General features: G+C 41.7%; 11 protein-coding genes and 1 other RNA gene. 6 read left to right on the forward strand and 6 right to left on the reverse strand.

All coding sequences use genetic code 11. The annotated features are described in order from the left end of the window. Window positions 1–22: 22 nt before the first annotated feature. Entirely contained in the window at window positions 23–607 is a 585-nt protein-coding gene (locus E7413_01835; protein ID MBE7018611.1) for an orotate phosphoribosyltransferase, read from the reverse strand. A gap of 244 nt (window positions 608–851) precedes the next feature. Between E7413_01835 and nrdR the strand changes: the two genes are divergently transcribed. From nrdR to E7413_01865, 6 genes are all read left to right on the forward strand, one after another. After that, complete coding sequence (gene nrdR, locus E7413_01840) at window positions 852–1,301, forward strand: transcriptional repressor NrdR (protein MBE7018612.1); 450 nt, start codon at window positions 852–854, stop codon at window positions 1,299–1,301. A 35-nt stretch (window positions 1,302–1,336) separates the two neighbouring features. Further along, window positions 1,337–2,395: a tRNA 2-thiouridine(34) synthase MnmA gene (mnmA, locus tag E7413_01845; GenBank protein MBE7018613.1), complete on the forward strand. Its 1,059-nt coding sequence runs from the start codon at window positions 1,337–1,339 to the stop codon at window positions 2,393–2,395. 35 nt (window positions 2,396–2,430) lie between these two features. Then, on the forward strand, window positions 2,431–2,847 hold the full coding sequence (locus E7413_01850) for a hypothetical protein (GenBank protein MBE7018614.1): 417 nt from the start codon (window positions 2,431–2,433) through the stop codon (window positions 2,845–2,847). 158 nt (window positions 2,848–3,005) lie between these two features. Continuing rightward, window positions 3,006–3,198: non-coding RNA, 6S RNA (gene ssrS, locus E7413_01855), on the forward strand. Between the two features lie 155 nt (window positions 3,199–3,353). Continuing rightward, a complete protein-coding gene (locus E7413_01860; GenBank protein ID MBE7018615.1) occupies window positions 3,354–4,592 on the forward strand; it encodes a serine hydroxymethyltransferase in 1,239 nt (412 codons plus the stop codon). Then, a complete protein-coding gene (locus E7413_01865; protein ID MBE7018616.1) occupies window positions 4,585–5,880 on the forward strand; it encodes a replication-associated recombination protein A in 1,296 nt (431 codons plus the stop codon). Before E7413_01860 ends, E7413_01865 begins: the two co-directional genes overlap by 8 nt. Before the next feature lie 103 nt (window positions 5,881–5,983). On the opposite strand, the gene polA is transcribed toward E7413_01865, so the two are convergent. The 5 genes from polA to E7413_01890 form a co-directional block, all read right to left on the reverse strand. Beyond that, complete coding sequence (gene polA / locus E7413_01870; protein MBE7018617.1) at window positions 5,984–8,467, reverse strand: DNA polymerase I; 2,484 nt, start codon at window positions 8,465–8,467, stop codon at window positions 5,984–5,986. Next, entirely contained in the window at window positions 8,445–9,308 is an 864-nt protein-coding gene (locus E7413_01875; GenBank protein MBE7018618.1) for a hypothetical protein, read from the reverse strand. The genes polA and E7413_01875 overlap by 23 nt, the downstream gene beginning before the upstream one ends. A gap of 45 nt (window positions 9,309–9,353) precedes the next feature. Continuing rightward, window positions 9,354–10,712 carry a hypothetical protein gene (locus E7413_01880; protein ID MBE7018619.1) on the reverse strand — a complete coding sequence of 453 codons (1,359 nt, stop codon included), beginning with the start codon at window positions 10,710–10,712 and terminating at the stop codon, window positions 9,354–9,356. 67 nt (window positions 10,713–10,779) lie between these two features. Next, on the reverse strand, window positions 10,780–11,229 hold the full coding sequence (locus tag E7413_01885) for a hypothetical protein (GenBank protein ID MBE7018620.1): 450 nt from the start codon (window positions 11,227–11,229) through the stop codon (window positions 10,780–10,782). Between the two features lie 246 nt (window positions 11,230–11,475). Next, window positions 11,476–12,309 carry an undecaprenyl-diphosphate phosphatase gene (locus E7413_01890; protein MBE7018621.1) on the reverse strand — a complete coding sequence of 278 codons (834 nt, stop codon included), beginning with the start codon at window positions 12,307–12,309 and terminating at the stop codon, window positions 11,476–11,478. Window positions 12,310–12,345 lie beyond the last annotated feature (36 nt).

Below are 12,345 nucleotides of genomic sequence, written 5' to 3' on the forward strand. Positions count from 1 at the left end.
AAAAGCTCCTAAAAATCAAAAATTAAACTTTTAAATTACGGCTGCCGGGTTTTACCAGAGGCAGTTTACCTTCTTTACAGATGGGGCAGTTTTCGGGTTCAAAGGATTCCACAGCCATAGATAAAACGGAATAGTAAGGAACGCCGAAATCAATCTGTCCGCCGGTTCTGTCCACGATGGAACCAACACCGCAAACGATACCGCCTGCTTCCTGAATGAGTTTGATTACTTCTTTTACGGAACCGCCGGTGGTAACAACATCTTCCACTACTAAAACTTTCTGACCTTTTTCCACACCAAAGCTTCTGCGGAAGGTCATTTCGCCGTTTTCTCTTTCTGCAAAAATGTTGGGAACATTCAAATGACGGGACACTTCGTAAGACATTAAGATTGCACCGATTGCAGGTCCGCAAACGATGTCAGGTTTATTTTCGCCCAAACGGTCTGCCAGTTCTTTGCAGAGCAGTTCGGAAAGTTTTGCATCTTTAAAGATTTTTGCACACTGCAAGTATCTGTTGGAATGACGTCCGGAAGTCAGTAAGAAATGGCCTTCCAGTAACACGCCTGCTTCTTTTAACAGTTCCAATGCTTTTTCGTTGGTAATCATAGTATCAATTCCTTTCTTTATGCCACACAAATTGTGTTATTTATAAAAATTCACCGCGAATTCTACGATAATTCATTCTATTATATCACACTTTTTTATAAAATGCTAGAGTTTTTTTGAATTTTTATAATTTTTTCAGGAATTTTATGAGAATTTTTACATTTTTTTGAAATTATCATAATTTGCTTGATTTTTTCCTATGAAGTATAGTATAATGGAAAAGCAAAAAAGGAGGTGTGCCCCTGTGAAATGCCCGTACTGCGGATTCGGGGAGAGCAAAGTAATAGATTCCAGACGGTTAGAGGAAACCAATTCCATCAAACGCCGTCGGGAATGTTTATCCTGCGAAAAACGTTTTTCCACCTACGAAAGAGTGGAACTGGCACCCTTGGTGGTCATCAAAAAAAATAAAGATCGTGAGCAGTTTGACCGGCAAAAACTTCTTCGGGGAATTATGCATGCCTGCGAAAAACGTCCTGTATCCATTGATACGATGGAAAAACTGGTATCCGAAGTAGAAACCACGCTAAATAACGAGCTGATGCAAGAAGTGGAAAGCGAACGAATCGGGGAACTGGTGATGGACAAATTAAAAGAGGTGGACGAAGTTGCCTATGTTCGTTTTGCCTCGGTTTACCGTCAGTTTCGTGATATCAACACGTTTATGGAAGAATTGCAGAAACTTCTGAAATAATTTTTGGAAGGATTAGTTGTATGGAACCAAATCACATGAAAAAAATCGGAGTCGGAATGAGCGGCGGTGTGGATTCTTCCGTTTGTGCCGTACTCCTGCAAGAAGCAGGCTACGAGGTATCCGGAATTACCATGCTTTTGCACGGTGGCTGTGCAGATGAAAAAATTTGCGGTTCCTCCTCAGATATTGAAGATGCCAGAGCAGTTGCCCACCGTTTGGGAATCCCCTTGCACATGTGCGACCAAAGAAGAAATTTTGAAACGCAGGTCATAGAGCGGTTTTCCCAAAGCTATGAGCTGGCCGAAACACCAAACCCCTGCATTCTCTGCAACCGCTATATGAAATTTGATGCCATGCTGGAGGAAGCACTTGCCTTAGGGTTAGACGGCATCGCCACCGGTCACTATGCCCGTGTGGAATACGATGAGAAATCGGGACGCTATCTCTTAAAGAAAGCTTTGGATGAAAGTAAAGACCAAAGCTATGTGCTTTATTCTCTGACCCAGCATCAACTTTCTCACACCCTATTCCCTCTGGGGAATTTAGAAAAAACCAAGGTCAGAGAAATAGCAGAGGAAAAAGAATTAAAAAACGCTCACAAAAAAGAAAGTCAGGACATCTGCTTCGTGCCTGACGGAGACTATGCGGCATTTATCCAACGTTATCGGGGCGTGTCATTCCCCGAAGGAAATTTTGTGGATAAAGACGGAAAAATTCTGGGAAAACATAAAGGCATTATTCATTACACTATCGGTCAACGAAAGGGACTGGGCTTATCCTTCCCCTGCCCTATGTATGTGATTGCCAAGGATTTAGCCACCAACACCGTTATGTTAGGTCCCATTGACCAACTTTATCAAACCACTTTCCTGGCAACCGATATCAACCTGATATCCATTGATAAAATGGAAGGAGAACTGCAGGTTCTCGCTAAAATCCGATACAATCAGAAAGAACAACCTGCAATCGCCAGACAAATCGATGAAAATACCATAGAAATTAAATTCTTGGAACCTCAGAAAGCCATCACCAAAGGGCAAGCCGTTGTGCTGTATGACGGTGATACCGTGATAGGCGGAGGAACCATTCTATAACAAACTCACAAACAAAAGAAAGAGAGGAATCCCCTATGAAACAGTTTAAAAAAATCATTGCCGTAATTGCGGCTCTGTCAATCCTGCTCACCGTATCCGTTCTGGCATCAGGAGATGACCCGGTAATTTCCTTAAGCTATTTAAGCGAAATCTTTATGCCGAAGGTAGAAAAGAAAATTGCAGAAAACTCCGTATTCAACGTAGTAACCGTGGACAGTGGTAAAACCTTTGTGGCAGGTGCCGGTTGTGAATTCATTATCCGTTCCGGTGAGGCTGTTGTAAACTCTTCCGCTCAGGGTGGTCTGGCAGACACTACTGCAGGTATGGACTTAACTCAGGGTATCAGAATCCCCTTAAACCATCTGTTAATCGCTCCTCGTGATGACGGCAGGGGTTTTGTTGCTGTTTCCAATACCATTATTATGGTAAAAGGTAGCTACGAAGTTCGATAATGTTTAAAATCTTATAAATTTTACTTGTAAAAATCCAAAGTTTGTGGTAAACTAGTATTGCGCATTGAAAAAAACGTTATGCAAAAATAAGAACCCGACCCGATGACGCAATCAAAGATTGCGGTCGGGTGCCCCGGAACCTTGTTGTATTCACAATAAAAATCCTGCCGTTCGCGTCAGCCGGGTATTTATTAGAACCAACACATTTTATAAGGGAGCCCATCTCCTCTCGTCAATTGTAGGCCCACCGCCGTTTTCGGCCGTATGGGGAACGTGCGACTGAGGGTAAGCACCCACCTGCACATGCAGGTTTCTAATATTATCTTCGGGCAACGGCTCGGCGGGATTCCAATAGTTTAAAAAAATCGCATGAATTTATGTTCTTGCGATTTTTTTATAAAATGGCGAACAACTTTTTTTGAAAAAAGACTTGTCAAACAACGGATTCTATTGTATACTATAATTAGTAAAAATTATGCTATCATCAGGAAGAGAGGACACAAATTATGGAATTTACCAACATCATCAGAAAAACAGACTCCAAAGTGGCAGATGCCATTGAAAGAGAAGTAAAAAGACAGCGCTCCAAAATTGAACTGATTGCCTCCGAAAACTTTGTTTCCGAAGCAGTACTGCAGGCAGTTGGCTCTCCCTTAACCAATAAATATGCAGAAGGATATCCCGGCAGACGTTACTACGGCGGTTGTGAATGTGTAGACATTGTGGAAGATATCGCAAGAGACCGTGCAAAAGCAATCTTTGGTTGTGACCATGCAAACGTGCAGCCTCATTCCGGTGCCAATGCAAACACCGCAGTATATTTTGCAATGTTAGAACCCGGTGATACCATCTTAGGTATGAGCTTGGCACACGGCGGTCACTTAAGCCACGGCAGCCCTGTAAACATCTCCGGTAAATATTTTAATATCGTTTCCTACGGTGTTGATGATGATACTCACACGATTGATTACGATAAAGTAAGAGAATTAGCATTGGAACATAAACCCAAAATGATTGTGGCTGGTGCATCCGCATACCCCAGAATCATTGATTTTCCCAAATTCAGAGAAATCGCCGACGAAGTGGGTGCATACTTAATGGTAGATATCGCTCACATTGCAGGCTTAGTTGCAGCAGGGTTACATCCCAGCCCGGTTCCCTATGCAGATTTTGTTACCACCACTACCCACAAAACCTTAAGAGGTCCCCGCGGCGGTATGATTATGTGTAAGGAAGAATACGCCAAAGCAATTGACAAAGCAATCTTCCCCGGCCTGCAGGGTGGTCCTTTAATGCATGTTATCGCAGGCAAAGCGGTAGCCTTCGGCGAAGCTTTAACTCACGAATTTAAAGAATATCAGAAACGCATCATTGAGAATGCAAAAGCGATGGCAGATGCATTCTTAGAAGAGGGCATTGACTTGGTTTCCGGCGGTACCGATAACCACTTAATGCTCTTAGATTTAAGAAAATTAAATGTTACCGGGAAAGATGCAGAACACAACTTAGACGAAGTGGGTATCACCGTTAACAAAAACGCTATTCCTAACGATCCCCAGTCTCCCTTCATCACCAGCGGTATCCGTATTGGTACTGCAGCAGTGACCACTAGAGGTATGGGCGTGGAAGATATGAAAACCATCGCACACTTAATTGCTTTAACCTTAAAAGACTTTGAAGGCAATAAAATGATGGTGCAAAAAGGCGTTGCAGATTTAGTTGCAAAATACAAACTGTATGAATAAGCCGTTAGCAGACAGATTACGACCCCAAACACTCACCGACGTTGTCGGACAAAGGCATCTCCTCTCCGAGGGGATGCCTGTTTTTGCTGTGTTGGAACGCTCCAAGCAAGCGGGAATGAGCCTGCCCAATATGATTTTTTACGGACCTTCCGGCACAGGAAAAACCACGGTTGCCAATCTGATTGCAAAAAACATCAATAAAAAACTGTATAAATTAAACGCCACCAACGCCTCAGTTGCCGATATTAAATCCATTATTGCAGATTTAGACGGTTTTGAAGCCCAAAACGGCGTGGTCTTATACTTAGACGAAATTCAGAATTTCAATAAGAAGCAACAGCAATCCTTATTGGAATATGTGGAAAAAGGAGACATCACCTTAATCGCCTCCACCACCGAGAATCCCTATTTTTATATTTATAATGCCCTCTTATCCCGATGCACCGTGTTCGAATTTAAAGAGCTGTCTGATGAGGATATCAAAGGAGCAGTAATTCGTGCAGTTTCCATTCTGCAGGAAGATATGGCAATCACTTTTTCAGAGGATGCCATCTCTCATATTGCCACCACTTCGGGCGGTGATTGCAGAAAAGCTTTAAACACCGTGGAAATGTGTTCCATGATTGCAAAAATGGACAAAGACGGTACCATAGCGGTTACCTTAGAAGATGTGGAACGTACCACCTCCAAAAAAGCATTTCGTTACGATAAAGATGGCGACAGTCACTACGATGTGCTCTCTGCCTTGCAGAAATCCATCCGTGGAAGCGATCCTGATGCAGCTCTTCACTACTTGGCAAGACTCATCGCAGGCGGTGACCTGATTTCCATTTGCAGAAGAATTCAGGTAATGGCGTCCGAAGACATCGGTCTTGCCTATCCTCAGGCGGTTTCCATTGTGAAATCCTGCGTGGATGCGGCATTCCAGTTAGGATTCCCGGAAGCACGTCTTCCTTTGGCACAAGCGGTTATTTTACTGGCAACGGCTCCCAAATCCAACTCCGTAATTATGAGTATTGATGCGGCATTATCCGATGTGGAACATTCCCACACGGGGGACATTCCCGCCCATTTAAAAGACGGTCATTATGCCGGTGCGAAAAAGCTGGGACACGCCCAGGGGTATCAATATCCCCATAATTACCCCAATCACTATGTAGCCCAACAGTATTTGCCCGATGAAATTATGGACAAAAGCTACTATTTCCCTTGCGATAATAAATTTGAAAACGAAATCCAAAATTACGCAAAAAAAATAGATGCTCTCTGGTCCAAAAAGAAAAGATAGAAAATAAGAACCCGACCCGATGACGCAATCAAAGATTGCGGTCGGGTGCCCCGGAACCTTGTTGTATTCACAAAAAAAACGGTATCAAAAGATACCGTTTTTTTTATTTACAATCGTCTAAGTTTTTGCCCGAGGAAATGGAAACGGTCAAGGGAACCGCTAAGCTGACTGCATTTTCCATACAATCGCGCAATAACTGTTTTACAGTTTCTTCTTCTTCCTTCACGCAATCAATCACCAATTCGTCGTGAATCTGCAAAGAGAGTTTGCTCTTGTAGGGTTTTAACGCCTCTGCCACACGCAGCATCGCCAATTTAATAATATCGGCAGCAGTGCCTTGAATGGGGCTGTTTAACGCCGCACGTTTCCCGGCTTCTCTCATCATATGGTTACTGCCATTGAGTTCAGGGAAATATCGAATCCGGTGATATAAGGTTTTAGTGTAACCGTTGCGGGTAGCATCTTCAATCACCTTTGCCATATAAGTTTCCACTTTGGGATACTGACCCAAATATCGCTTAATATATTCCTGGGCTTCATAACGGCTGATACCTAAATCTTTTGCCAAAGAGAAAGCACCTTTTCCGTAAATCAAACCGAAATTAACCGCTTTTGCGGCACGGCGGTGTTCGGCGGTTACTTCTTCGGTGGCAAAGATACGTTTTGCAGTGGAAGTATGAACATCTTCCCCCTCCATAAATGCTGCAATTAAGTTTTCGTCCCCAGAAATATGCGCAAGCACCCGCAGTTCAATCTGAGAATAGTCAGCAGAAATAAACAAATCGTTTTTCGGCAGAATCACCTGACGGATTTTTCTTCCCTCTTCGGTACGAATGGGAATGTTTTGTAAATTGGGTTCGGTGGAAGAAAGTCTTCCTGTCTGAGTTAATGTCTGCTGATAGGTGGTGCGAAGAATTCCATTTTCATCCATGGCAGAACGGAATCCCTCCACATAGGTGGAATTTAATTTGGTCACCTGACGGTATTCTTTCACCAAATCAATAATGGGATGCATTCCGCTTAATTTCTCCAGCACTTCCGCATTGGTAGAATACCCTGATTTGGTTTTCTTCACCACAGGAAGCTCCAGTTTTTCAAATAAAATGGTTCCTAATTGCTTGGGAGAGAGAATATTAAAAACTTCTCCTGCCTGTTCATAGATTTTTTTGGCCAACTCTTCGGTTGTTTGGGACAAAAAGGCGGAAAGCCCGTTTAAATGCTCTTCATCAATTTTTACGCCCTCGGTTTCCATACCATACAACACACCGATTAAATGATGCTCCATATCGTCAATATAGAACAGGTCTTTTGCAAGCACTTCTTCGGACAGTTTCCCGTAAAGGGTGGGCAAATGTTTTGCAAACGAAACCAAAGAATCGGAATGAACATCCGTAAAATTGCGGTAGATTTTAGAGAAATCGCCGTCATTAAAACGAGGGTCACACACATAGGCAGTCAACAGTACGTCTGCATAAGGTTCAGAAATGACCAGCCCGCTATGAAGCTGTGCTTTCACTCCTGCGGTAATTTTTTTAATATTTTCGCTCTTAAGAATTTCCAAAAATCTTGTATCATCCGTGGGAATCTGATACACGTTTTCTCCGTCACCCACAAGAAAGTTACCATCATCAATCAGATAGTATATGGTATCTGACGTTTTCTTTCGGAAAAACTCATCAGCACCCAGTAGCAAAATATCTTCCTCGGGTTCTGATTTGGCATCCCCGATCAAACGGTTTACAAAGCTTAAAAAGTTTAAGTTTTCCAAAACTTTTTGTAATTCGGGGAAGTTATACGATTTCACCTGATAGTGCTCCATATCAGTATCCACGGGTACTTCCCGAAAAATTCTGCCCAAATCACGGGATAAAAAGGCATTTTCTTTGTCGGCTAAGAGTTTCTTTTTGAGACTTTCTTTCACCGAATCAATATTTTCATAGATATTTTCTAAGGTTTTATATTCCGAAATGAGCTTCAAACCACCCACTTCCCCAATGCCTGCAACACCGGGAATATTATCGGATTTATCCCCCATAATCGCCTTTAATTCAATTAAATCTTTGGGTTCTAATCCTTCGTATTTTTCGGCAACTGCCGCAATATCCATCCTTGTGGTCTCGGTTTTTCCCATACGGGTGATGATAAGTTTTACATTCACATACTCATCCACCAGCTGCAAATCGTCTTTATCCCCTGTTAAAATAAGGCACTCCGTCTGGTTCTCTGAACACACACGGGAGAGGGTTCCGATGATATCGTCAGCTTCGTAATTTTCTTTTTCCAAAACAGGAATATTCATTGCCGATAACAGCTCTTTTAAAGGCGCAAACTGCTCTTTTAATTCGGGCGGTGTTTCTTTTCGGGTCCCCTTATAATCGCCGTACATCGCTGTTCTGAAGGTCACACGGGATACGTCAAAGCAACAAGCGATCAGATCAGGTTTTTCTTCCTCTAATTCTTTTAATAAAATATTCAAAAAACCGAAAATTCCATTGGTATTTAAGCCATCCTTATTGGTCAAAGGACGGATCGCATAATACGCACGATTTAAGATACTGTTGGCATCAATCAGCAGAAACTTCTTCATAATCTCCCTCCTTTAAATTTCCGGAAAGCACTCTTTGTGTATACTCAACACCGTCTCTGGCATCCAAAATATATTCTCCCAAAGAGGTACGGAGACGATACGCGGGAATCGCCTGGGAAACCATTGCATCCTGATAGTTGATTAAATAATATCCCACCTCAATATTGGTAATTTCAATTCCCTTTAAATTATTTTGTGCCAAGGAAAGCAACACGGTTTCCAGCTGAGAAAGCTGATAAGAAAAACCGTTTTCTTGATCAGGAGTTCCCAAAAATCCTTTGATTTGCTTGAATCCGTCTTTGGTCACTGTTACTGAGAAATGAGAATCAAATAATTTGTAGTTTCCAATTCGATATGCATATTCCACCAGAATGTCGTCTTCAATCTGAAACGCATCAACGGCATACACATATTCCAAAACGCCCAATTTCTCTAAGTATGGAGCAATTTTGGTGGCCGCATTCTTTACGGAAACGCCACGGAACGAACCTAAATCGGGAGTTTCATCCCGAAAGAAAAAGACGCCGTTTTCCGATTCCAACCGACATTCCCCCGCTTCATCGGTATATCCGTTTTCATTTGCAACGGGAGACTTTATCAGCTTCTTTGCCAAATTTTCATCCATCACCAATGGTGCCAATTCCGGAACCTTCAATTCATTTTCCACCCGGGGAAGGCTGTCAACCTGAAGGTGAATTTCATTTTTGGAGAGCACTGCTGTTAAATCTCCGATTAACTGGCTGTTATCCCGATGACTCTCCGCCAATAAAAAGTTCAACAAAAATAGATTGATTAAGAAAAACACTAAAATCAATATGGTTTTTGCACGATACCATAACATACAGTTCCCTCCCTTCTTTCTAATTAACAGAAAATCTGTTACCGATTACAATGCAAAACAGGAAACAGTACCATCAGAAAACTGACAGAACCATCCAACCGATATCTGCCCATTTTCCATCATATTACACGGAAACATACTTTGAATACGCTGATTCGTTTTACCGGCAATATCAGGCTGATTATACAAAAAATCATATGCCTCAATTACACCGGTAGTAGCCAGAATCTGGTCACTTAATTTCACATTTAAAACAATCTGCTCGTATTCCACAATTACACCGTCTTCACAAACTACCCGCACTGCAGGCTGGTCCTTTTGATATAAGAAGCCGTTGGGAGTGTGATACATAAATTCATAAGTATGACGATTGCCCTGCTCCGAATGAGAAAACACCGCCAGATAACCATCGCTTTCCGGCACGATATTGCGATACAGCACATTTACAAATTCAGTAAGTGCTTCCTGTTGCATAGATGCACTCACCTGAATACCTGCCTCTATGTCACCGGTTTCAAAACGAAAGGCACCGTCTTCACGGATTTTCAAGGTAGAACGGTTTTCGATAAAATGAATGGCGCCATCTTTATCCCGATAGGAACGTGCCGAATTTTTTACAATATGAAAGGATTTAAACACACTGTCATAAGAAGAAGAATACATTACAGGTTCCACTTCTAACTTCTGCACCTGCGTGGCCTCCAAAAGAATCGGAACAAACCGTTCAAACAAAATACGACCGGAGTTATCCGTGTCTGTGTCAAAATTCAGTTCATAAGCATAGGATGCATTTTGACCGGTAACACTAATCTGATCTTCCACCTTTTTGGTATTGGCAGAAAATTTCACGGGAAGCTGATAGGCATGTCCGGAAGAATCATCCATAAAGGTCAGATAAGTGGCTTGTGCCACATCAATCCCGATGACAAAGGTGGAAGATATGGGATTGGGTACATCATCAAAAAATGTGTCGTCTTTTCCCAGAAGCTCCTGCAAGTTGACCCGATTGGAATATTTTAGCATCATACTGTTGGTTTTATATGCATTTAAGTATTCTTCTTCGGTAATGGTGGCAAGATTTCCGTTTTTCTCCAGGGAAAGCAGAATATCTGATGCAATCTGATAGTTCTGGGGAAATTGGGGAGAAGCAGGATAACTGATCATTCTCTGAGATCCGTAAGTAAAGGAAATAAACTCAGGAGTAACCTGACTCCAATATTTCACATCATAGTCTTCCGAAGGTTCTTGCGGGGTGTCTTTGGTGAAAAAATTTTGCAAAGAATGCACAAAAGAATTATAGTCTAACGACCATAATTCTTTTTCATGCCAAATATGAGCAGACAAAACTAGGGATGAAATCACCAAGCAAGTTAAGACTACTGTTTTCATAAATTCCTTTTTCATAAAGAATCACTCCTTATTTTGGGGGAGTTGACTCCCATAAGATTTGAAAAGGAACATTCTGCATCAATTATTTCCAACCGGAAGTTAAAGATTGCAGACGGCCAATCATGTTAAGCATAGAAGAACTTAACACATTCACTTCGAATGTGGCATTCTGATATTTTCCGCCATGCTCTGCACGCAACAAGAAACGATTCCGTCCGGCAGATAAATTCACAGGAATTGCAAAGATACCGGATGCACCTACCGAAGTGGAAAGTGCACTACCGTTCTGATAATAGGGTCTGTATTCAGAACCGTTAAACAGGTAAACATAAACTCTGGCACCTGCTTTGGCATATCCTGAAATGGTAACAGACTTATTATAGGTAGTAGAATAGCTCTTATTCGGATTAGTAATTGTGATATAACCTGCGCTACCGTAGTCCCCTGAATATATCGAGGCGGGCGCAGCAAACGAGCTTAAGCTAAACAGAAAAACAAGCACTAATATAAAACTCAAAATTCGCGTTCTCATATTTCGCGCTCCTCCTTTCTTGTCGGTAACACTTACAAACAAACAGCCGATAGTACTCTATCATCGTAACCATATTATAGCACAAACTTTGTTACAATACAATTACAAAACATTTACAGTTTTTATTTTCAAAAAAAAATTCCGTGGAATTTTTGTGGAAATCGTTGAAAACCCGCTTTTTTCAACGGTTTTTGAACCTGTGCTCAAAATAAAAAATGCCCGAAAATTTCGAGCATTTTTTATGTATTACCAAATAATAAAATACAGGGCAACCAATAAACCAAGCACGATTCTATAGTAACCGAAGGCCTTGAAATCGTGTTTCTTGATATATCCCATTAAGAATTTAATAGCAAATACCGATACCAAAAAGGCAACCAAAACACCTGTGCCTAAAATTACAAGTTCGGGTGCTGTAAGCGAAGTTTTCAGGAAAAATTTAACGCTTTTCAAAAGACTTGCACCGCACATGACAGGAATTGCTAAAAAGAAGGAATATTCCGCTGCCACATAACGGGAAGTACCAATAAGAACTGCACCCAAAATGGTGGAGCCCGAACGGGAAGTACCCGGAATTAAGGACAAAAGTTGGAAACAGCCAATCAAAAAGGCAGTTTTATAAGTTAAATCTCCTAATTCCTGCACCTTGGGGACTCTGTTTTTATTACGGTTTTCCATCCAAATGAAAAGAATACCGTAAAAAATCAACGCAACAGCAATTACAATGGTAGCCACATCGCCCACAAATACAGTTTCAGACAGCCAATCATCCAGCAGCAGTCCGATGACCGCCGCAGGGAGAACCCCAACGATAACTTTTCCCCAAAGATTTAAAGTGTCTTTTCGTTCTTCTTTGGTTTTCTTGGGGCTAAAAGGATTGAGTTTATGAAAATACAATAGCAACACAGCTAAAATGGAACCAAACTGAATCACTACCAAAAACATATCCCAAAATTCTTTGGAAACATTCAATTTGATAAAAGTATCGGTTAAAATCATGTGGCCTGTGGAAGAAACGGGCAACCACTCGGTAATTCCCTGCACAATGCCGATAAAAATAACTTTTAAGAGTTCTAAAATGTCGGGCATTTTACAAAAAGCCTCCTCTCCGATGAT

The organism is Oscillospiraceae bacterium, assembly GCA_015068645.1.
Lineage (GTDB): Bacteria > Bacillota > Clostridia > UMGS1840 > UMGS1840 > SIG452.